Origin of the sequence: Paenarthrobacter sp. CAP02, assembly GCF_040137855.1 — a bacterium.
GTDB lineage: Bacteria > Actinomycetota > Actinomycetes > Actinomycetales > Micrococcaceae > Arthrobacter.
Map to the genome: position 1 here is coordinate 340,652 of NZ_JBEEII010000001.1, position 21,929 is coordinate 362,580.

The 21,929-nt window shown below is 62.8% G+C and carries 20 protein-coding genes; 7 read left to right on the forward strand and 13 right to left on the reverse strand.

Features of this window, described 5'->3' with window-relative positions; translation table 11 throughout:
• Positions 1-17 precede the first annotated feature (17 nt).
• Both ABHM97_RS01740 and ABHM97_RS01745 read right to left on the reverse strand, forming a co-directional pair.
• Positions 18-1,331, reverse strand: a complete 1,314-nt coding sequence (locus ABHM97_RS01740) for an LssY C-terminal domain-containing protein (RefSeq protein ID WP_349469360.1) — start codon at positions 1,329-1,331, stop codon at positions 18-20.
• A 67-nt stretch (positions 1,332-1,398) separates the two neighbouring features.
• Complete coding sequence (locus ABHM97_RS01745; protein WP_349469361.1) at positions 1,399-2,376, reverse strand: NAD-dependent epimerase/dehydratase family protein; 978 nt, start codon at positions 2,374-2,376, stop codon at positions 1,399-1,401.
• Between the two features lie 125 nt (positions 2,377-2,501).
• Between ABHM97_RS01745 and mtr the strand changes: the two genes are divergently transcribed.
• The gene (gene mtr / locus ABHM97_RS01750) at positions 2,502-3,926 is read left to right on the forward strand and encodes a mycothione reductase (RefSeq protein ID WP_349469363.1); all 1,425 of its coding nucleotides are present in this window, start codon (positions 2,502-2,504) and stop codon (positions 3,924-3,926) included.
• 81 nt (positions 3,927-4,007) lie between these two features.
• Here the strand turns inward: mtr and ABHM97_RS01755 are convergent, their stop codons facing one another.
• Positions 4,008-4,412, reverse strand: coding sequence for a DUF1801 domain-containing protein (locus ABHM97_RS01755; RefSeq protein ID WP_349469364.1), 405 nt, complete (start codon positions 4,410-4,412; stop codon positions 4,008-4,010).
• Between the two features lie 279 nt (positions 4,413-4,691).
• On the opposite strand from ABHM97_RS01755, the gene treS reads away from it, so the two are divergent.
• Positions 4,692-6,971: a maltose alpha-D-glucosyltransferase gene (gene treS, locus ABHM97_RS01760; protein ID WP_349469365.1), complete on the forward strand. Its 2,280-nt coding sequence runs from the start codon at positions 4,692-4,694 to the stop codon at positions 6,969-6,971.
• Between the two features lie 13 nt (positions 6,972-6,984).
• Here treS and ABHM97_RS01765 read toward each other — a convergent pair whose 3' ends face one another.
• The 3 genes from ABHM97_RS01765 to ABHM97_RS01775 form a co-directional block, all read right to left on the reverse strand.
• Positions 6,985-7,650, reverse strand: a complete 666-nt coding sequence (locus ABHM97_RS01765) for a hypothetical protein (protein ID WP_349469366.1) — start codon at positions 7,648-7,650, stop codon at positions 6,985-6,987.
• A complete protein-coding gene (locus ABHM97_RS01770) occupies positions 7,647-8,171 on the reverse strand; it encodes an RNA polymerase sigma factor (protein ID WP_235518268.1) in 525 nt (174 codons plus the stop codon). The genes ABHM97_RS01765 and ABHM97_RS01770 overlap by 4 nt, the downstream gene beginning before the upstream one ends.
• A 172-nt stretch (positions 8,172-8,343) precedes the next feature.
• The gene (locus ABHM97_RS01775; protein WP_349469367.1) at positions 8,344-8,880 is read right to left on the reverse strand and encodes a GNAT family N-acetyltransferase; all 537 of its coding nucleotides are present in this window, start codon (positions 8,878-8,880) and stop codon (positions 8,344-8,346) included.
• Positions 8,881-9,031: 151 nt separating this feature from the next.
• On the opposite strand from ABHM97_RS01775, the gene ABHM97_RS01780 reads away from it, so the two are divergent.
• Positions 9,032-11,050 (forward strand): glycoside hydrolase family 3 protein, encoded by a 2,019-nt coding sequence (locus tag ABHM97_RS01780; RefSeq protein ID WP_349469368.1) that lies wholly within the window; start codon positions 9,032-9,034, stop codon positions 11,048-11,050.
• Here ABHM97_RS01780 and ABHM97_RS01785 read toward each other — a convergent pair.
• Positions 11,047-12,057 (reverse strand): YdcF family protein, encoded by a 1,011-nt coding sequence (locus tag ABHM97_RS01785; protein WP_349469369.1) that lies wholly within the window; start codon positions 12,055-12,057, stop codon positions 11,047-11,049. The two genes, ABHM97_RS01780 and ABHM97_RS01785, sit on opposite strands and share 4 nt — an antisense overlap.
• Positions 12,058-12,199: 142 nt before the next feature.
• On the opposite strand from ABHM97_RS01785, the gene ABHM97_RS01790 reads away from it, so the two are divergent.
• Positions 12,200-12,637, forward strand: a complete 438-nt coding sequence (locus ABHM97_RS01790; RefSeq protein WP_349469370.1) for a VOC family protein — start codon at positions 12,200-12,202, stop codon at positions 12,635-12,637.
• A 17-nt stretch (positions 12,638-12,654) separates the two neighbouring features.
• Here ABHM97_RS01790 and ABHM97_RS01795 read toward each other — a convergent pair whose 3' ends face one another.
• The 6 genes from ABHM97_RS01795 to ABHM97_RS01820 are packed head-to-tail and all read right to left on the reverse strand — an operon-like array spanning position 12,655 to position 18,703.
• Positions 12,655-13,059 carry a rhodanese-like domain-containing protein gene (locus ABHM97_RS01795; protein ID WP_349469371.1) on the reverse strand — a complete coding sequence of 135 codons (405 nt, stop codon included), beginning with the start codon at positions 13,057-13,059 and terminating at the stop codon, positions 12,655-12,657.
• Positions 13,056-13,871 (reverse strand): IclR family transcriptional regulator, encoded by an 816-nt coding sequence (locus ABHM97_RS01800; protein WP_235518257.1) that lies wholly within the window; start codon positions 13,869-13,871, stop codon positions 13,056-13,058. Before ABHM97_RS01800 ends, ABHM97_RS01795 begins: the two co-directional genes overlap by 4 nt.
• Positions 13,872-15,482, reverse strand: a complete 1,611-nt coding sequence (locus ABHM97_RS01805) for a beta-N-acetylhexosaminidase (protein WP_235518256.1) — start codon at positions 15,480-15,482, stop codon at positions 13,872-13,874.
• Positions 15,479-16,387: a carbohydrate ABC transporter permease gene (locus ABHM97_RS01810; RefSeq protein ID WP_235518255.1), complete on the reverse strand. Its 909-nt coding sequence runs from the start codon at positions 16,385-16,387 to the stop codon at positions 15,479-15,481. The genes ABHM97_RS01805 and ABHM97_RS01810 overlap by 4 nt, the downstream gene beginning before the upstream one ends.
• Positions 16,384-17,376, reverse strand: a complete 993-nt coding sequence (locus ABHM97_RS01815) for a carbohydrate ABC transporter permease (RefSeq protein ID WP_349469372.1) — start codon at positions 17,374-17,376, stop codon at positions 16,384-16,386. Before ABHM97_RS01815 ends, ABHM97_RS01810 begins: the two co-directional genes overlap by 4 nt.
• 34 nt (positions 17,377-17,410) lie before the next feature.
• Entirely contained in the window at positions 17,411-18,703 is a 1,293-nt protein-coding gene (locus ABHM97_RS01820) for an extracellular solute-binding protein (protein WP_349469373.1), read from the reverse strand.
• Positions 18,704-18,972: 269 nt separating this feature from the next.
• Here ABHM97_RS01820 and ABHM97_RS01825 point away from each other — a divergent pair, with 269 nt between their 5' ends.
• The 3 genes from ABHM97_RS01825 to ABHM97_RS01835 are packed head-to-tail and all read left to right on the forward strand — an operon-like array spanning position 18,973 to position 21,910.
• Positions 18,973-19,338, forward strand: coding sequence for a metal-sensitive transcriptional regulator (locus ABHM97_RS01825; RefSeq protein WP_349469374.1), 366 nt, complete (start codon positions 18,973-18,975; stop codon positions 19,336-19,338).
• A 49-nt stretch (positions 19,339-19,387) separates the two neighbouring features.
• Entirely contained in the window at positions 19,388-19,621 is a 234-nt protein-coding gene (locus ABHM97_RS01830) for a heavy-metal-associated domain-containing protein (RefSeq protein ID WP_026541102.1), read from the forward strand.
• Between the two features lie 9 nt (positions 19,622-19,630).
• Positions 19,631-21,910 carry a heavy metal translocating P-type ATPase gene (locus ABHM97_RS01835; RefSeq protein WP_349469375.1) on the forward strand — a complete coding sequence of 760 codons (2,280 nt, stop codon included), beginning with the start codon at positions 19,631-19,633 and terminating at the stop codon, positions 21,908-21,910.
• Positions 21,911-21,929 lie beyond the last annotated feature (19 nt).

Here is a 21,929-nt window from a genome sequence, read left to right on the forward strand (position 1 = left end):
GACGGCGGCACTCACCTTTATGAGGGAACGCGACGCCCAACCACCGACGCCGGGACCGCCGGAACCCGCTGCCGTTTGGCGTACACCCTGGCCCGTTGGCTGGACAACGCCAGGAGCACCAGGATGTCCGTCGCCAGGCCGGACAGGCCGGCTTCGAGCGTGAGGTTGGCGCTCCCCGTGGAGTAGTCAACGGCCTGGGCCAGGATGGAGATGGAGCTCAAACCCATCGCAATCACACGGGCACCATTGCTGCCCAGGAAGATCCGCCACGCAAGGAATACTTCGCCGAGTCCGAAGAGCAGCACCACAACCGCCACGGTGACCAGTGCCGCCGTCGTGGTTTGTGGGTCTGTTGAGCCGTCATCAAAAGTGATGCCGTCAACGTCACCGCCCGAGGCCAGCAGGATGAAGGCCAGCACGAAGGCTGCCAATGACCTCGCTACAACCAATGCTGCGCCCACCATGGTTGGCGCAGGACGCCTGTCGCGGCTGTCCGTCTGACGAGGCAGCTGATCGGTGGGAGCCCGGACGTTGCGGGCGTCGACAATGGGAAGGTCGCCGTCCGTGGAAATCGAATCGCCGCCGCCGTTGCGCGAGTGGTAACCCGTGGAAAAGTCCTCGATGACCTGCACCTCGACGGCCGGCGACGCAGCCGAAACTGTCGAGACAATATGGTCCCGTTCCACGTCGGTGTTCTGCTCGATCTTGTGCGTGATCTGCAGCGTGAAGAGCGAGAAGCCGACGCTGCGGTCGTAGGTTCCGGCGGCGAGCCAGTCCACTTTGTGCCCGCCCGGGAGGAGCCACCCTTCGGGGCAGCGCCAAAAACGGACATGGTGGCGTTTGCCCGGATTGTTGTCCACTTCCTGCTGGTAGGCGAAGTCCTGCTGGCGGTCGAACAGGTAGAGGGGGCTCACCGGGGCCTCGGGGTAGCTCTGCCGGAAGATCGTCGAACTGATGATGCGGCGGCTGCTCTGCAGCGTGACGTCGTCCGCCTTCGTCCAGCCGGCGGCCCGCATGATGGCATGGATCTGGGGTTCGGTGCCCAATAGCGCTACGTTCACGGGATCGCCCAGCAGTCCGTCGCTGGTCCTGGCGCGCCCAATAAAATAGCCGGGAACGTAGATCGTGGTGAGGATGCGGTGCAGCCGCGGCAAGAGCAAGTACGCAAGGAACGCCCAGAAGAGGATGTAGAACCAGATCTGGCCCCACCCCAGCTGGAAGCTTTCGCCCACCAACAGGAAAGCGAGCCACACTGCAGCTGCGCCGCCCAGGACGAAGAACGCGTGATCCAGCCAGCTGTCGGTCACGTTGAGGCGTGGTGTCTTGGCCATGCAGCTCCCCCTTTTGCTACTTAAGCTTCGAGGTTGGGGCACGGGTTGTACATGGGGGTGGGCGGGTTTAGGCCATGATTGGGCTCTCAACGTGCAGCTTGTTGTTCTTGATGAGCCACTGCACGGACTCGCGGACAGCCTGTTCCGGTTCATAACTTGGCGCATAGCCCAGCAGTGCCTTGGCCTTTTCGGTGCTGACGCAGTGGTTGCGGGAGAGGTGGGCCCAGCTGGTGTTCGCGTGTTCCGGCGTCGTCGTCCCCCGGAAGTCGTCCCAACTGACCATGTCCGAGTGTGGCTCCTGGCCGAACCACGACGCCGCAATCTCCAGGTAGCCGCGAACAGTCAGGGCGGATGGAGCAACGATGTTGAAGTCCTCCCCGGCCGCCGCCTCACGCCGGTCGATGGCCTTTTCAAACGCCTGGGCGAGGTCGTCTGCATGCACATGGTGCATCAGCTCCGTGCCCCCACCCGGAATCTGGAGGGGCTGTCCTGCGGAGATCCTTTCCCACACCGCGGGATCGAAATTTCCCAACGGGCCCACCGGATGCCAGCCCGGCCCTACGATATGTCCGGGGTGCAGGGACGTGGTGACCAAACCGCCGTCGGCCGTTTCTTCCTTCAGCATCCGTGCGATGTCGCGTTTCTGGATACCGTATTCGTCCAGCGGCTCCGCGGTGGAGTCCGACCCCTCGGAGATAGGCAGCTTCCGGCTCGCGCCGTAACGCCAGATGGACCCGCAATGCAGCAGATGCCCCGCCTCGCCCCGGAGACTGTTCACCAGGGCGGTGGCGGATTCGAGCGTGAAGCACAGCAGGTCAACCACGACGTCGGCACCCAGGCTAGCGACCCGGTCACCAAAAGTGCCCTCCCGGTCCTCCTGCGCGCGGTCCGCGGTGACCTGGTGGACGTGCTGCCACTCGAGGGAATCCGTGTAGGGCGTACTGGTTCCGCGGCTGACGTTGATGACCTCGTGGCCGGCGCGCACCAGCCTTGGGACAAGGAACGAGCCGATATGGCCACTGCCACCGATGACGACGATTTTCATGGTTCTCCTGCGCTGGGTGGGGCGTGGGTGTTCACTGTACGTGACCGGATCGTGGCGCGCGATCCCCCGGTCCATTCGCCATCGGTTCACTAGGGTGGAAAGAAGCCCAGAGTGAGGATCACCAAATGGACACCGCTGCCAGCGACATCGCCGTGGACCGGCACTACGATCTGATCATCATCGGCACCGGGTCCGGGAACTCGATTCCCGGACCGGAGTTCGAAGACCGGTCGATCGCGATCATCGAAGAAGGGACGTTCGGCGGTACCTGCCTGAATGTCGGCTGCATCCCGTCGAAGATGTACGTTCACACTGCCGACACCGCACTGGACATTGCTGACTCCAAGCAACTGGGCCTCGACGCCCAGGTCAACTCGGTGGATTGGCCGGGCATAGTCAACCGAATCTTTGAAAAACGGATCGACCCCATTGCCGCTTCAGGCGAGGATTACCGCCGTGGCCCGCGGAGCCCCAACATCGACGTCTACGACCACCACGCCGTCTTCATCGGAGAACGCGTTTTGCGCATCGGCGAAGGTGCCCACCAAAAGACCATCTCCGGTGACCAGGTGGTGATCGCCGCCGGCTCCAGGCCCATGATTCCCGATGCCATCGCAGCTTCAGGCGTGCGGTACTACACCAACGAGGACATCATGCGGCTGCCGGAGTTGCCCAAATCCTTGGTGATCATTGGCGGGGGCTACATCGCCATGGAGTTCGGCCACGTGTTCGACGCCCTCGGCAGCGACGTCACCATCATTCCCCGCTCGACGCTCCTGCGGCATCTGGACCACGACCTCCACGACCGGTTCAACGCCCTGGCCGCCAAACGCTTCGACATCCGGCCGGGACGAAGCACCATAGGAGCCGAGCAGACAGACCAAGGCATAACACTCAGGCTCGACGACGGCACCTCCGCGACAGGGGAGGTACTGCTCGTAGCCACGGGGCGCATCCCCAACGGGGACCTGCTGGACCTGGCCGCCGGCGGGATCGAGATGACCGGGCACGGTCGCGTCAAGGTGGACGAGTACGGGCGGTCAACCTCCGCGCCCGGTGTCTGGGCCCTTGGCGACGTCTCTTCCCCCTACATGCTCAAGCACGTCGCCAACGCCGAGATGCGCTCCGTGCGCCACAATCTGCTGAACCCGGACAACCTCCAAAAAATGCCGCACGACCATGTTCCCGCGGCTACGTTCACCAACCCGCAAATCGCCACCGTGGGCATGACCGAAGCCCAAGCCCGCGAACACGGCCACGACGTGACCATCAAAATCCAGGACTACGGTGACGTCGCATACGGCTGGGCCTTGGAGGACACCACCGGGATATGCAAACTCATCGCCGACCGCGGCACCGGCAAACTCCTCGGCGCGCACTACATGGGGCCCCAGGCATCAACCCTCATCCAACAGATGATCACAGTCCTGGCCTTCGACCTCGACGTGCGCGACTTCGCCGCCAAACAATACTGGATCCACCCCGCACTGCCCGAAGTTACCGAAAACGCGTTGCTCGGCCTCACGTTCAACGGGACGGGAGCGGGGTGACGTGGGTGGCGGCTGGAACCATTCGGGTCGGTGGATCCCAGAAGGAACTGAACGTGCCACGATCCAGTTCGTAGTCGGACGCTATTGCGTGGCTTCGGGCGGCCGGATGGCTTTGATCTTTCGCCAGCCACCGGCACGGTTATTGGCGATGATGGCCCTGAACATGTCACCAAGTGCCTGGACGTTCACTGCCTCACCCTCGCGGTAGGAGACGGTGCGGGCCGTTTTGTTGTTGTGTCCGGCCGTGATGATGCCTTGGGGGTCCGGGACAATGCCACCGTCATAAAGGAATACGTTGACGTGGTCCTTGGTTGCGAGGAGGGCGCAGATATTGCCGTCCAGGACGAAATACGGCTGGACGGTGCGTTTGATGGTTTCCTGGACGTCCGGATCTGCGGCGAGCACCAACTCCCTGACTGCTTGGCAGATTGCCTGCTGCCATTCCGGCAGGGACTCGATGTAGCTGTCAACGCGGGGGTCAGCCATGCCCGAAAGTATGCGCCAGCAATCCCGGAAATTGAAGGGTGCGTGGGCCGTTCGAATTTGAACCACGGTTGCAGGAGTAACTCCAAAGTCCGGGCTGGATCCTGTGGTCGCCGTCCGCCGTCGGGCCTCAACCGGCGCGACTCACTTCTCCCCGAGGTCGACAAACAGCTGCCAAGGATGCTTAGCATGATTACGCCGGGTACGCCCGGGTACGTGACCTCTTGAATGACCCCCTCGGAAGGTCGGCGCTGGAGCGGCGACCGCGTAAAGGAGAATGCTGTGCGGGAGCCTGTAGTCAACGAGAGCGCGGCAGAAGTCGGCTCTGATCACAACGGAACGCAGGAAGAAGTACAGGAAGCAGTTACCGAATCACCTGAGCCCGAGATCACCTTCGACGAGCAGTTCTACCCCGCCCGCCCCAAGGCGCTGAGGCCCATTGCCCGGCGTCGGCAGTTCTTCGCGGCCCGTCCGTCGCTGGAATTCGACGGCCTTAACAAAACGTATGTGGATTGGCTGCGCAACCAGTCGATGCTGGGGGACGCCAACACCATGGCACGGCAGCTTTCCGGGCAGGCCAGCATGTGGCAGAACTCGTATGCCAGGCCCAATCCCCGGGCAGCTGTGGAGCGCGCGCCCGTCTGGTTCACGGCGTATCCGCTGTCCTTCATCACCAAGGACGGCCAGTCCTTCCTGTCGGCACTCGGTGACCCGGAACTGTGGGATGCCTTCCGGGAAATCGGCATCCGCGGGCTACACACAGGGCCTGTGAAGTTGGCCGGCGGCATCAGCGGTTGGTCGCAAACGCCCAGTGTTGACGGCCACTTTGACCGGATCAGCATGGCAATCGACCCCGCTTTCGGCACCGAGGAGGAGTTCCGACAGATGTGTGAGGTCGCCGTGGACCACGGTGGCACGGTCATTGACGACATCGTTCCCGGCCACACGGGCAAGGGCGCCGACTTCCGGCTGGCAGAGATGAACTTCCGGGACTACCCCGGCATCTATCACATGGTGGATATCCCCGAAGAAGACTGGCACCTGTTGCCGGACGTCCCGGAGAACCAGGACTCTGTCAACATCAGCCCCGAGGCGGAGAAGGCCCTCCAAGAGGCGGGTTATATCATCGGCCGGCTCCAGCGCGTGATTTTCTACGAACCCGGGGTCAAGGAAACCAACTGGAGTGCCACCAAGCCGATCATTGACACCACAGGCAAGAAGCGCCGCTGGGTCTACCTCCACTACTTCAAGTCCGGCCAGCCCTCCATCAACTGGCTGGACCCCACGTTCGCCGGCATGCGCCTGGTGGTGGGCGATGCCCTGCACTCGTTGCTGGACCTCGGCACGGGCGCCCTGCGGCTGGACGCCAACGGCTTCCTCGGCGTTGAGAAGAGCGCGGAGGAAGAGCCGGGCTGGTCCGAAGGACACCCGTTGTCGGAGGCAGCCAACCAGCTGATCGGCTCGATGATCCGCAAGGTGGGCGGGTTCTCCTTCCAGGAGCTCAACCTCACTATCGATGACATCAAGTCCCAGTCCGAGTCCGGCCCGGACCTTTCCTACGACTTCATCACCCGGCCCGCCTACCACTACGCACTGGTGACCGGTGACACCGAGTTCCTGCGCCTTACGCTCAAGCTGGCCATGGAAATCGGAGTGGACCAGGCGTCCTTGGTCCACGCACTCCAGAACCACGATGAACTCACCTACGAGTTGCTCCACTTCGCGGCCGGGCACCGGGATGACATCTTCGAGCTCGGCGGCGAGGAACTGACCGGCGCTGAGGTTGCCGAGAAGGTCCAGAACACCATGCGGGAACGCCTCACAGGTGAGAACGGACCTTACAACGCGGTCTTCACCACCAACGGCATTGCCTGCACCACCGTGAGCTTCCTGATGGCAGCGTTGGGCGTCAAGGACCCGGATGCCATCACTCCCGAGCAGGAATCCCAAGTCTTGGACGCGCATGTGCTCCTGTCCATGTACAACGCGCTGCAGCCGGGTGTTTTCGCTTTGTCCGGCTGGGACCTCACGGGCATCACGGCGCTGGACCGCCAAACAGTGGGCGAGCTGACCTCGCAGGGCGATACCCGCTGGATCAACCGCGGCGCCCACGACCTGATGGGCACCAGCCCGGACGCTACAACCTCGCTGGCGGGGATGCCCCGGGCCCGGAGCCTTTACGGGCCACTTCCTGAGCAGCTGAAGGACTCCAACTCCTATGCGCGGCGGCTCCAGCAGATCCTCTCCGTGCGGGAAGAGTCGGGGATTGCCACCAGCACACTCCTGGACGTGCCGGACGTGTCGAACAAGGGACTGCTGGTCCTGGTGAACCAGCTCGCTGACGGAGCCCTGCAGGTCACGGTCCTGAACTTCTCGGACCAGGACATCGCGGGCAGCATCCAGTCCTCGCACCTTGTTCCGGGCGCGACTGTCCACGACCTGTTCAGCGGCGAGGACATCAGCCAGGTCGATGACCTCTGCAGTTTCTTCCTCGAACTCCGCCCGTTCCAAGGCACCGCACTGCTGCTGAAGGACCCCGTGGAGGAAGAAGTCACCGACTAGGAGGCCCGAGAGCCTACTTCGAGGGAAGCGCGTCCCAGTTCTGGACCAGGAAAGCCGTGCCGGTTGGGGCGCACTCTCCCAGCTCCGTGTTTTCCGGTGAGTTGCCTCCACCGAATGCGAATTGCTGCCCAAGGCTGATGGCTGTTCCGTCGGGCAGAACCACCCCGGTCCCTGTGATGAGGGTTCCGCGGGGGAAAATGAGGCCGCTGGAACTGCCGTCGGGGTCCACACGGGCTATGCATCCGCCACCGTTCAGGCCGAGCGTTCCCGTGTTGAGGGCATCCATCTGGTTCTCCGCTTCCGGGTCCGTAGCCACGGCCGCTTTGTTGCCGTTGGCGCCGGTGACGATCCGGGCTTCGAAAGTCGGCATCCGGACGCCCGTGACTTCAGGCAGGGGGGAGCTGACGGCGGGCTCCGCCGGCTGGACCACTTCCGAGGATGTCTCGGTGACCGCCACCCCAACGATCACGGCAGCGGCAACGGCTACCAGGCCGAGCCCTGCCACCAGCCTGAGCCGACGGGGAGGCGACTGCTCTCCGGAGCTGCCGACGGCGAGTTGTTCCGCATCAGTGCGCATGACTGCGAGGCTTCTTTCCCGGCTTCGGGCCAGGTCTTCTTCGGTGACTGCCAAGGCGGGGTCGGCTGCGGAGAGGCGAGCCAGCGTTTCCTTGCTGTTCATTGCTGCACGTCCTCTATGACTGGATCTGTCCGAAGTAGCTGGCTTAGTGACTTCCGCGCCCTGTGGAGACGCATCCGGACGGCCGTGCCACTGACACCGAGGAGCGCTGAAACCTCGGCCGAGCTGAACCCGTCCCAATAGGTCAGGAGCAGCACCTCCCGCTCCTCCGGCTTGAGCTGGTCCAACACCTCAGAGAGGGTGCCGTCTTCAGAACCCGGGAAGGGCATCCGCTGTTGCTCCAACTGATGGCTGAGGTTGAGGGAGCGCAGGTTTGAACGGTAGTGGTTGCGGAGGACGTTCCGGGCTATGCCGAACACCATCAGGACGGATAGTTCCTGGTCAAGGGACTTCTCCCATGCGATCCGAAAAACCTCTGCGCATAGGTCCTCCGCCGCGGCTACCCCTTCCGTTCGACGAAGGAAGTACCGGTAAACCTGGTCATGGCAGGCCGCGTGTGCTGCCAGGAAATGCTCTTGCCTGGCCGACTCCACACGATCCCCCTGCTCCGTTTGCGAGCTCATACCCGGTTAATGTCCGGCAGTAGGAAGAATGTAACCAACTTCCGAAAAATAGGCGGAAGGCACGACGTCGGCACCCATTGGGTTTGCCTCCGTCATGCGGTCCTCCTGGTCAGCCGGGTAGTGCCGGGCAGCCTAACAGCGCCGGGTGACGGGAGGGTGAACAGGCCCCGGATCAGCTAAGCGACGCCGGTATCCCGATCCAGTAGCGCCGGAAGTCCCGTCCGTCCGTTCCGGTCCGGACGTCCTCAAGTACTCCACCGCAGCGCTCAATTGTCCTGGCGGAAGCTTCGTTGGCGTCATCACAGGTCAGGAGGACGCGTTCCGGCTCCCCCTGCACCGACAACCGGTCACAGACCTCCCGCAAAGCCCACGACGCCGCTCCCCTCCCCCTATCGGACGGCCGCACGCCGTAGCCTATGTGGCCCCCGGAGTTGAGGAGGTACGGGGTCAGGTAGTGACGGAAGGCAATGGCTCCCACATATCTTTCGCCCTCCGTAATCCAGCGGTAAGTGCACGGAACAAAGCCGTCCTTCTCGGGCGCATGCTCGGCATCGGTCAGCCGTTTCACCCAGGCCGCGAAGCCTTCCCGGGTGGTGACGTCGTCGTCCGGGAACAGTCCCGCACCGTCCTGGTTGGCGCCGTCCCATTCGCCGTGGGACTCAATGAAGGACTGGTGGAAGGACACGTCGGGAGCTACGAGTTCGAACATGCAGACGACTCTATACGGAGAGCAATCCCCCCGCCGACCCACCCTTTGGAGACAAATCTACTTTCTTGTCATATACATGACTTATCCCGTAAATACATCGCTGCTCCACTAACCGATCGGAATGCAGATGCCCGGAAAAGGAACTACCCTCTTGACGGCGGCCACCACAGTACTGCTCATGACGGCCGCAGGCACTGCGGTTGCGGCCGTGCCCACCACGGCGGAACGCACGGCGGAACCCACGACGGCGACCAGCACCACACCAGACATCGAGGCAATGATTGCGGGAATGTCCCTGGACGAAAAGATCGGCCAGATGACCTGGACCCACGTCTACGGCTCGTCCGCGGATGACACGTCCATGGCGGCAAGCAACCAGGAACGGTACGGCGTTAACACCCCCGGCGAAGTGGTGGAAAAGTACAACCTCGGCGGCGTCCTCTGTTTCGCGTGGTCCGGCAACACCAACAACCCCCGGCAAGTCGCGGGACTTTCCAACGGCCTGCAGAAAAGGGCGATGGGAGCTGACGGAAACGGCATTCCCCTGGCGGTAACCATCGACCAGGAAGGCGGCCCCGTTGCACGCATCGGACCCCCTGCCACAGTCCTCCCCGGGAATATGGCCCTCGGCGCCACGGCGGACAAGGACCTCGCCCAGGCACAGGGAACGATTCTCGGGTCTGAGATGCGTGCCATGGGCATCAACGTGGACTTCGCCCCGGTGCTTGACCTGAACTCCAACCCCGACAACCCGGTCATCGGAATCCGCTCCATGGGTGAGGACCCCGCCCTTGTCAGCTCCTTGGGTGTCGCGCAAATCAATGGGATGCAATCGCAGGACGTCGGAGCTGCCGCCAAGCACTTCCCCGGGCATGGCGACACCTCAGTGGACTCCCACTACGGTCTTCCCACGGTCAGCTACGACCGCGAAACGCTGAACAAGCACCTTCAGCCGTTCAAAGCCGCCATCGATGCCGGCGTGGACATGGTCATGACAGCCCACATCATCGTCCAGGCCATCGATCCGGAAATGCCCGGAACCCTTTCCCACAAGGTGCTGACCGGATTGCTGCGCGACGAACTCGGGTTCAAGGGCCTGGTGACCACGGACGCCCTGGACATGGCAGCCATGGCAGCGGAGTGGCCTCAGGAAGAAATAGCGGTCAAAGCCATCCAGGCCGGCTCGGACATCCTCCTGAACTCCCCCGATGTGGACGCGTCGTTCGCAGGGGTTCGCGCCGCCGTCGGGTCCGGTGAACTGAGCGAAAGCCGCCTCGACGAATCCGTCCGGCGGATCCTCGAATGGAAGGTCAAGCGGGGAGTGTTCAAGCAACCCCTTACGGATACCGCCAGCGTGGACAGTCTGGTCGGCACGGCAGGGAACCTGACAACGGCCAAGCAGATCTCGGACCGCGCCGTTACCTTGCTGCGGAACCAGGATCGCGTGTTGCCGCTGGCCCCGGGCACTTCGGTACTGATGGTGGGGTCCGGTTCAGGTTGGCCCGAACTGGTAGGGCCCCAACTGAAGGATCAGGGATTTGCTGTCACCGAAGACTACGAAAACGGGAGTTCGCCCTCCAACGCATATAGGGCGCGGGCTGTAGCGGCCGCCAACACGGTGGACGCAGTCGTCTTCACCTCGTACAACGCCACGTCCAACGCGGCCCAGCAACAGATGGTGGCCGAGCTCGCCGCGACCGGTAAACCCGTCATCGTCATCGCCACCCGCAATCCCTATGACATCAGCGTTTTCCCGGGTGCTGCGGCAGTGCTGAACAGCTACGGGACAACGAACGTCAATTTCCACGGGGTGGTGCGGGCCATCGCCGGCACAGTGAACCCCGCCGGCAAACTGCCGGTCAACATACCAGCAGCCGACGGCGGCGGCGTCCTTCTGCCGCTGGGCTTCGGTTTGAGTTACGACACCGCGACGCCGGCGGCCGTCACCTTTACGGACAAGCCCGGTCGCGGGCAAGACTCGTACGCCATCCCCGCGGTGGTGGGGGTCAACTACGTGATTGATGGCAAGGTGATCGCTGCCGGGACCTACAGGAAGCCCGACGGAACGGTGACTGTCACGGCAGTTCCCGTGAAGGGCTACGTCTTAACCGAGGGCGCCGTGACCCGGTGGAACCACACGTTCACCACGGGACGCCCAACCCGTAGCTAAACCACGGAAGAGTTTGCCAGTGCCACCGTGATGAGCAGGGCAATCCCGAACATCGGCAGGCAAAGGACCATGTTTGTCAGGCGGTTGTCCCTCATCACGGCCACGAACTCCCGGAGGAAAGCACTGGGAACGAAGTATCTGGCCGTCGGGGCACCCACCACTTCCGCGTCGATCTTCTGCCGACGGGACAGGAGCGCCGCGCGGAGCACGTGGTAGTTGTTGGTGCACACCAGCAGTGGACCGTGGATGCCCTTTGCCGCCAGGAGTGCGACGGAATTTGCCAGGTTTTCTCGGGTGGTGGTGGCCTGGTTTTCCTCCAGGACGTCGTCGTCCGCGGCACCTTTCGATACCAGGTACTCCTTCATTGCCGCAGACTCCGGCCGGGGTTCGTCCGGGCCTTGGCCCCCGGAAGGCACCAGTACAGGCCTGACGGGAGTGACGCCGTCGTAGATTTCCAGGGCCTTGTTCAAGCGCGCGGCGAGAAGCGGGGGGACCTTGCCGTCGATCAGACCGGAACCCAGGACGATCACAGCTGCCGGGTTGGGACTGAAACGCATCCTCGAGTACACCAAGGCGTATCCAAGGAACACCACAAATGCACAGCCAAGGTAGGCGCAGAGGAAGAACGCCAAGGCGGCGATACCGGCCAGGACGGGTTGCCCGCTCAGCACAAAAAGGAAGGCGATCACCGGGGCCAGGAACACCGCCAACCCCACGGCGATCGGGAGGAAGCTGGTGATACCTGGACCTTCCCTGCGGACCATCGTCAGGCCGTTGGCGATCAGGAAGGCCGCGAACACGAAGATGCTCACGACGGGAACCACCAGAACCACCAGGTTTAGCCATTCGAACCAAGGGTTAAGGGCAACCAGGAAGTCCAGGATCGCCTGGAGGAGGAACCAGGCGGACACCAGCAGCAGCACGCCGTTGCGCAACCGCCGCCGGTCCGACTGGTAGGAGGCGAGGAAGAGGCCCGCGAAGAGAAGTCCAAGGACCAGGTTCAGCATGATCCAAGCCTATTCGGTGCCGCTAATCTGGTCTCGTGGTGGCCCCCTGTGAGCGATGGTGCACACCCGATCCTATTCCCGGCCGGGTGTTGCGCCGATTCGCCACTAGAGCTATTCCGCATGCCTTGGTAGCTTCGAACCCATGGCCATCAAACTTGAGAACGTCGGCATTGCAGTCCGGGACATCGAAGAAACCATCGCGTTCTTCACCGACCTGGGCCTGACGGTCCTGGGGCGGGACACCGTCAGCGGCGAGTGGGCCGATACCGCCGTCGGGCTTGATGGCAACCACGCGAAGATCGCGGTGCTTCAAACCCCTGATGGTCAGGGACAACTGGAACTCTTCGAATACATCCACCCGGATGCGATCGAGACACACCCCACCCTTCCGAACGAGATCGGGATGCATCGGGTGGCCTTCTCCGTTGACGACATCGACCAAGCCCTGGAAGTAGCCGCCAAGCACGGATGCACTCCGCTGCGCGGCGTGGCCAGGTACGGCGACGTGTACAAACTCACCTATCTCCGCGGGCCCAGCGGCATTCTGGTGATGCTTGCCCAGGAACTGAAGAAGGGCTGAAGTTTCGCCCTGGGCGCTCAGCTTTGGTGTGCAGTCACCCTTGGGTCGGGCTCACTGGGGTGGATTCCCGCGTCCGTTTCCACGGGGAGTCCATTCCGGATCCAGTACTCGATGCCACCGATCATCTCCCTGACCGGATACCCCAACTCGGCAAACGCGAGCGCGGCGAACGTGCTGCCGTTGCATCCTGGACCCCAGGAATAGACCACCACGTGTGATCCGGCCGGGATCAGCTCGGCTGCCAGCTCCGGAATCCGTGCCGTAGGGATATGTACGGCACCGGGAATATGTCCGTGGTCCCACGACGACTGCCGACGGGTATCCACTACCACCAGGGATCCCGGTGGAGCTTCGGCGACATCCATGACGTCGATCTCGCACTGGAGCTTTGCCCGGAAATACGCTGCGGGATCCAGTGTCATGCGAGCTTCGCCAGCTTTGCGCTTGCCCTGCGGGAACCCAGTTTCGCGGAAATGCGAAGGCTTGTTTCGGCGGCCATCGGTCCCACTTCGCGTACGCGCTTGGCAGTCATCCGTGACGACAGGGAAGACACGGACAAAGCGGCGACTACATGATCATCATGGCCGAAGATGGGGGCTGCGACGCAGCGGACCTCCGGCTCGTTCTCACGGTCATCAATGGAGTAGCCCCGGCGCCTTATCGCCTCGAAGTCGGCCCGCAACAGGGCCGGATCGGTGATGGTCTTATCCGTGAGGGGCACCAGATCGCCCGCGAGGATGGGACCCACCACCTCCTCGGGACTGAAGGCGAGCATGGCCTTGCCGACGGCGGTGCAGTAGGCCGGCATGGTGGCGCCGACCCTCGATGCCATGCGTACCGTAGCCTCATCCTCCACTTTGTCCAGGTAGACGACGTCGTGCCCGGAAAGCACCACCAAGTGGCAGGTGCTTTCAGTGGCACGCATGAGGGCGCGGAGTTCGCCGTTGGCAACACTGCGCAGGTCAACCCGGTCAAGGTAGGACTGCCCCAGGCGCAGGCAGCCGTGGCCCAGCCGGAACTTGCCTGTCTCGTGGTCGCGCTCCAACAGGTTTTCCTCGAGCAGCGGCGCGGCCAAACGCAGCAACGTGCTCTTGTTCAAGCCGGATAGCCGGGCAAGCTCCACCAGCGCCAGGCCATCGCCGTTGCCGGGCTCCTCGGCCACGACTGTCAGCAGAGCCAAAGCCTTGCGCAGCGAGGCCGAGGAGTTGCGGATCTCTTTGCCTTCAGTAGTCACTCAGTTCCTCACGAGCTGCTCTGCGTCGTAATCGCGTTTCCAGCCCTCAACACCAGGGCGCTTCTGCCATGGCGCGGGGCCCTCCAAAGGACGGTACTCCACACCCATGGCCTCAAGCCGTGCCAGGTGTGCACCTGAGAGCCGGTTCAGGAACTCATCGTAGTCCCGGTTTTCCGGGTTCGACCAGAACACTTCGGCGATGGCGCTAAGGCGGGGAAACGCTGCGAACTGCACGCGGCGCGGCGAGTCCAGATGCTCGGTCCAGATGTTGGCTTGCGCTCCCAGCAGGCGGCCGGGGAGGTCCTCGTTCCCAACTCCGGGCAGCGGCTCGAACTCATAGACGGCCTGAAGCGTCGTCACGAAACCCACGGGCACCGGCTCGTCGTCGCCATCGGCTTGCCGATGGTCCAGGTACAGCTTGTGCTCGGGGCACATCACCACGTCATAGCCCTTGCGGAGGGCATCAATCCCACCCTCGTATCCCCGCCAGGACGCCACGAGCGCGCCGTCCGGGAGGCCGCCGTCGCCGATTTCATCCCAGACGGAGGTTGCACGGCCGTGGCTCTGCAAATGCAATGCGAGCTGCCCGACGAACCAGCTGTGCAGGCCCGAGACGTCGTCCAGGCCCAAGGCGGCAGCCTTGGCTTGCGCCTGGGCGCTGGCTTGCCATTGGGTGAGCGGCACTTCGTCTCCGCCAAGGCTTATCCACGGTGAGGGGAAGATGTCCACCACTTCGTCCAGGACGTTGCGGTAGAACTCCAGCGAGGTCTCAGAAACTTCCAGCACTGTCTCGTTGATGCCCCAGCGCGTCCAGACCTCCACCGGCCCATCGCCCGCCCCAAGCTCCGGATACGCAGCGATCGCGGCTTGGCTGTGCCCCGGAACATCGATCTCCGGAATGACCGTGATGTGCCTTTCAGCGGCGAAAGCCACGATTTCGCGAAGGTCATCCTGGGTGTAGAAGCCCCCATGCGGACGGCCGTCGAAAACGCCGGCACGCCAGGAACCCAGCGAAGACTCACGCCGCCAAGCACCCGTTTCAGTGAGCTTGGGATAGCGGTTAATCTGAACTCGCCACCCTTGGTCATCCGTCAGGTGCAGGTGCAGGACATTGAGTTTGTGCATGGCCATGACCTCGATGAACCTCAGCACATTGTCCTTGGGCATGAAGTGCCGTGCGACGTCCAACATGGTCCCGCGGTAACCGAAGCGCGGCTTGTCCTCCACCCGTACCCGCGGCAGTGGCCACGCCTCAGCAGGAGCAACCGGGGCCTGGCGCAACGCTGCCGGTCCCATCAGCTGCAGGAGGGTTTGAGCAGCATAGAAGGCGCCAGCGGCACCACCGGCGGAAATCACGACGGCGTCCCCCACCTCCAGGCGATACGCCTCGGCATCGAGCGCGGGGGCAAGCAGGAGTCGGATGCCCGCCTCCTGGGGCGGCACAGGTGCGAGGTCCCACCCGGTGGCTGCCCCCAAAGCCCGGGAGAGCCAACGCCTCGCCCCGCTCAGTTCAGGGTCGGCACCCACCGTTGTTCCGGCGTCGAGCACCAGCTCGCCAGTCCCCGCGGAGAAGGACCACGGCGCAGGGACCAACTGATGGAGCGCGCTCATCCCTTCACCGCCCCAGCCAGTCCGGATACCAGCTTGCGCTGGACGGACACGAAGAAGATCAGCACGGGAATGGTCATGATGACCGAGCCGGCCATGATGGCGCCCCAATCGTTTTGGTCAGGCTTGAAGAACGTCAGGAGTGCCATGGGCAGCGTCTGGTTCTCCTGCGCGGAAATGATGAACGTCTTGGCAAAAAGGAAGTCGTTCCACGTGGAAATGAACGAGAACACCGAACACGCCACCACACCGGGGGCCACCAGCGGGAACAGGATGGAGCGGACAAACCGGAAGCTGCTGGCACCGTCTAGGCGGGCAGCCTCCTCCACTTCCAAAGGAACAGCCGCCACGAAGCCCCGCAGCATCCAGATGGCGAACGGAATGCTGAAGCCAACATGCACCAGCACCAGCGAACCCAACTGGTTCAGGCCCACCAGCGGGATGGCCTCGCCGGCGTTGCGGAGCAGGAAAAACAGCGGAATCGTCAGGGCTTCAACGGGCACCATCTGCGAAACCAGGATGATGACCAGGAGCTTGGTCCGCATCTTGAAGTTGTAGCGGGTCAGGGCCACCGCAGCGAGGAACGCAAGGACCGTTGACAGCACAACCACCACGAGTGCCACGATCACGCTGTTCAGGAAGTACTGGCCAAAATTGTTGACACCCAGGACGCGCCCGAACGAGTCCAGCGACGGCTCCAGCGTGTACGGAGCTGCATCACCGGCGTCGAGCGCTGTCTTGGGTTTCAACGCGGACAGCACCATCCAGAACAGCGGGAAGGCAACGATCAACGCGATGACGATCGCGGCCGCATCGGCGCCGAAACGGCGTTTGCCCTGCTTGCGCAGCTTCTGCGGGGCGGCCTTGGTATTGTTGCGGGCGGCCAATGAAACGTCGACGGCGGTCATAGGGCTTCGCCTGTTCTCTTGAGGATCCGGAGGTAGACAAGCGTGATGACCATGAGCAGCGCGGTCATGATCACGCCGAGCGCAGAACCCAGGCCATAGAGGCTCGCAGCGAACGCCTGCTGGTAGCCGTAGACGTTGAGCACCAGGTTCTGGCCGGCTATGCCACCACCGTTGGTCATGATGTAGATCTGCGAGAAGATCTTGAAGTTCCAGATGATGGACTGGATGGTCACCACGATCACGATCGGACGCAGCATCGGGAGCATGATGCTGCGGGCGATGCGCGGCATGGAAGCGCCATCGATCCTGGCGGCCTCAATGACCTCGGTGGGGATTGCCTGGATGCCCGCGTAGACAGTGACAAGGACGAACGGGAACGAGCACCACACCACTTCGCTGGCCACGAGTCCGAAAGCCGACCATTTGTCGTACGTCCAGGAGTAACCCTGGAACTGCGTCAAGCCGATCGAGACCAGCGTCTTGTTGACCAAGCCGAGGGTGGGATCGAACAGGAACAGCCACACGGCACTGCCCGTAACTGCAGGGGTGGCCCAGGCTCCGAGCGACACTACGAAAAGCATCGAACGGACCCAGGGACGCAACCTTGTTGCCAGCACAGCCAGCGAACTGCCCACCAACAACGTGAAGACCACGCAGGCGGTAGCGAACACCACGGTGTTGCCCAGGACGGTCCAGAACTGCGGATCAGCGAAGAGCTTCTGGTAGTTCCCGAGGCCAACGAAGTTCAGTGGTGCTTTGCCGCTGACCTGGGCCTGGCGGTAGTCGTACAGCGAGACGTTGATCAGTTGGAAGATCGGATAGCCCAGCAGTGCGATCAGGACAATGAAGGCCGGGGCAAGGTAGAGCCAAGGCTCCAGCCCACGCTTTCCGTTGGAGGAACGCTGGGACTTGCGTGCCGCCGTCGTCGATCCTTTTTCCGGTGTACCGCCCTGGGGCGCATCGGGCAGGACCGGGGTGAGCGCTGTCATGCTGCGCCTCCGGGATGTGATGGGGTGCAGCGCATTACTTTGACCCGAATGCCGTATTCATGGCTGATGCAGCCTCGGTGGTAGCGGTGTTGACGTCAGCCTTGCCCGTCACGACCTTCTGGTACATGCCGGTGAAGACACCCTGGGCATCGATCGTGGACCAGTTCTCCGTGACCGGGACAAACTTGGTGCCCGCGCCCAAGGTGTTGATGAACGGTTCAACCTGCTTGTTGTTCTCCGCCACTGATTTCTGGACGTCGCTGAACGTGGGGAGGTTGCCCATGGAGTCGAACATCTTCTGCTGGTACTTCTTGCTGGCGAGCAGCTTCACGAAGTTGGCGGCGAGCGTGCGCCGTTCGCTGCTGTTGAAGACGCCCAGGTTGTTGCCACCGGCGAACGCCGGGGCGATGGAGCCGGCGGTCTTGCCGGGAACCGGAACGACGGCGAACTTGTCCTTGATGGCGCTGGCGGCAACGGCCTTGTAGTTGAAGTCTCCGCCGATGGTCATTGCGGACTTGCCGGCAATAAACTGCTGGACGCTGGCATTACCGCCGAACTCCGCGCAGGTCTGGGCCGGGCAAATGTCGTCCTTGAGGAGGCGGGCATAAGCGGCAACACCTTCGCGGGATTCGGCAGAGTCCAGTTTGGAGACGAACTTGTCGCCTTCCTTAGTGGCGATCTCGCCGCCATTGGCCCACAGGTACGGCATCGCGGAGAACTGCGCGGCTCCGCCTACGGAGATTCCCAGCAGGTCCGGATTGGCTGCCCGGATTGCGCGGGCAACGGTTTCGACCTCATCCAAGGTCTTAGGTACCTGGAGACCGAGCTGCTGCAGGAGGTCCGTGCGGTAATAGAGGGCACGGACGCCGACAAACCACGGGACACCATAGTTCTTGCCGTCGATTTCGGTGGTGTCCAGGATTTTTTGGTCAAGGTCCTTGGCCTCATCCCAGGACTTGATGTCCTCCGTGACATCCGCCAAGCCGCCGGAGGCGACATAGCTGGCCAGGTCCGTGTTGCCGAACTCGGCGACATCCGGCGCGCTGGAAGGATCATTGAACGCGGCCTTGAAACGTTCGGCGCGGCTGTCCACTGGGATGTACTGGACGTCGATCTTGGCACCATTGTGTGCCGCTTCGAACTCAGTGACGGCTTCCTTCACTACGGCGGACTTGGGATCCTGGTTGACCTCGGAGAACAGCCAGACACGGACGGTTCCGGTCTGCTCGTCCGAGCTTGATGCAGCGTTGTTCGAGGTGGGTGGGGCGCAGGCGGTCAGTGCGAGCGCTGCGATGGCGATTGCCGCGGCGGAGCGTGCGAGTTTCAAGTGTCCTCCATGGAGAAAGTTGGGTTCCGCGGGACTTCCCCCTCCGCGGCTATGAGACCAAACACTATGAACGCCAGGGTGTGGGCGGAAGCACATTTACCGAAAGGTTTGCATTGCAAAACAAGAATCCAGATTTCGGGCTTTTTGGTCTATACCTAACGAGGTGGTTGGTCTAGTCCTTTGTCCTGCGGCCCAGCGTGTAGGGCTTCGTCACTTATACCCCCTGGGGGTACTTGACCAGATACCCCCTATGGGTATAGGTTCAATTCATGAGCACGCCAGATCTGAGAATGAGCCATCCGGATGCGCCCGTCATCGAGGCGGATCTGGAAACTGTGGCACCTCACGGCTACACCAGCAACAAGGACGCGTACCTCAAACGCTTAAAAAGGATTGAGGGGCAGGTCCGCGGTATCGCACGCATGGTTGAGGAGGACAAATACTGCATCGACATCCTCACCCAGGTAGCCGCTGCCACCAAGGCCCTCCATGCGGTCAGCCTCGGGCTTGTAGAAGAGCACATCGGCCACTGCGTCGTCGGTGCCGCCTCCGAGCCAAACCCCGAAACCAGGACCCAACAGATTGACGCCAAGGTGAAGGAAGCCACCGATGCCATCGGGCGCCTGCTGCGCTAACTCCGGCACCAAACACCATCCCATCCAACTCGTCACCAGGGAGAGCACCATGAGCCAGACCATCCAGACCAACGTCAACGTATCCGGCATGACCTGCGGCCACTGCGTCTCAAGCGTGAGCGAAGAACTCGAGTCGCTCAACGGCGTCGAAAACGTGGCCGTTGACCTCAACCCCGGCGGATTGTCCACCGTGACCATCACATCAACCAAGGAGCTCTCGCCGTCTGAAATAGGCGAGGCCGTGGCAGAAGCCGGCTACCTGGTGGTAGCCAACGAAGCTTAGGAGTCCCTTTTGAGTCACCAGGAGACTTTCAACCAACCCGCACCCCGGGTTATCGAACTGGACATCGAGGGCATGACCTGCGCCTCGTGCGTCAACCGGGTGGAACGAAAACTGGGCAAGCTCGAAGGCGTCGAGGCCACCGTCAACCTGCCCCTCGAATCTGCGCACGTGACGGTCCCGGCTGGGGTGACGGATCAGCAAATCGTGGACACGGTCAACGCCACGGGCTACAAAGCCACCATCAGGCAGGCTCCCGTACGGCATACCCACACTGAGGATCACGACGCCCACGAAAACCACATGGAGCATGGTCCGTCCGCCTCAACGCTCCGCCCGCGCCTGATCGTTGCGGCGGTGCTGACCGTTCCCGTCTTCGCGATCTCAATGATCCCCGCCCTCCAGTTTGCCAACTGGGGTTGGGTAGTCGGGGCCCTGGCACTGCCGGTGGTGAGTTGGGCGGCTTGGCCCTTCCACAGGGCCGCAGCCATCAACGCCCGGCACTTCGCTTCCACCATGGACACCTTGGTTTCCATCGGTGTCATCGCCGCATACCTGTACTCGGCCTGGCAGCTGTTCGCTGACCCGCGGATGACCGAACACCCCGGCATGGAAAGCATGTCCGGCGGGGGACTGTACTTCGAAGTCGCGGCAGTGGTCACCTCATTCCTGCTCCTGGGCCGGTACCTTGAGGCCAACGCCAAAGCCAAAGCCGGCGATGCCCTGAAAGCACTCCTGAACCTGGGCGCCAAGGATGCAACCATCCTGGTGGACGGCCGGGAGCAAAAGATTCCTGCGGACCAGCTTCTTGTGGGTGACGTCATTGTGGTCCGTCCCGGCGAGAAAATCGCCACTGATGGTGTTGTCACAGATGGCGCATCGGCCGTTGACGCTTCACTGGTGACCGGGGAATCCGTGCCGGTCGAGGTAGGGCCCGGAAGCGCAGTAACCGGTGCAACGATCAACACATCCGGGCGCTTGTTGGTCCGGGCCACGCGCGTCGGCTCAGATACGACCCTTGCCCAGATGGGACGCCTGGTCAGCCAGGCTCAGACGGGCAAGGCTCCCATAGCCAGGCTCGCCGACAGGATCAGCTCGGTATTCGTGCCGATCGTCCTGATCATCGCCCTGGTGACATTCCTTCTGTGGTTGTTCTTCACCGGCGACCTCAACGCAGCGTTCACCGCCGCTGTTGCCGTCCTGGTGATCGCATGCCCTTGCGCTTTGGGCTTGGCCACTCCAGTTGGCCTCCTGACCGGAACTGGCCGCGGAGCCCAGCTCGGCATCCTGATCAAAGGCCCACAGGTACTCGAAGACACCCGGCACGTGGACACCATCCTGCTGGATAAGACAGGCACCGTCACCAGTGGCAAGCTCTCCGTGGACCACACTGTGGCCCTGAATGGCTACTCTCCTGAAACTGTCCTCACGTTGGCGGGCGCAGTTGAGTCAGCATCCGAGCACCCGATCGCCCACGCGATCGCCTCCGCAGCCAAGGACGCAATGCCCGACGCCGGCGCACTTCCACGCGTTGACGGCTTCAGTTCCGCTCCCGGCGGCGGAGTCCGGGGAACCGTGGCTTTCGGCGACACCACCCGGACGGTGGTGGTTGGGCGCTCCGGCTGGCTCCAGGAGAACGGCATCCCGCTCGATTCGAATCAGCGGGAAGTCCTGTTGGCCGAGGAAAACGGCGGCGCCACCGCAATTTGGGTCGCAGTGGATGGGCAGCCTGCCGGAATTGTGAGCTTGAGCGACACCATCAAGCCGGGTTCGGCCGCAGCCATCCGGAGATTGAAGGAGCTGGGCATCCGCCCCATCCTGTTGACCGGAGATAACGCTGCCGTAGCCGCGCAGGTGGCAGCCGCCGTCGGAATTTCACCTGACGATGTTTACGCAGGAGTGCTGCCCCAGGGCAAGGTCGAGGCCGTCCGTAAGCTCCAGGAGTCGGGGGCAACAGTGGCCATGGCCGGGGACGGGGTCAATGACGCTGCAGCCCTGGCGCAGTCTGACCTGGGAATCGCCATGGGCTCCGGGACTGACGTCGCAATCGAGGCCTCTGACCTGACGGTGATGGGAAGCGACCTTGGCCAGCTGGTTCAGGCCATCGAGCTTTCGCGCAAGACCCTGTCCACCATCAAGACCAACCTGTTCTGGGCCTTCTTCTACAACGCGATCGGCATCCCGGTGGCAGCGCTGGGCTTCCTGAACCCGATGATCGCGGGCGCGGCCATGGCCGCCAGCTCCGTGCTGGTCGTTGCCAACTCCCTGCGGCTCCGGTCCTTCGGCAAGTAGCCCAAGGCAGGCGGCCGGG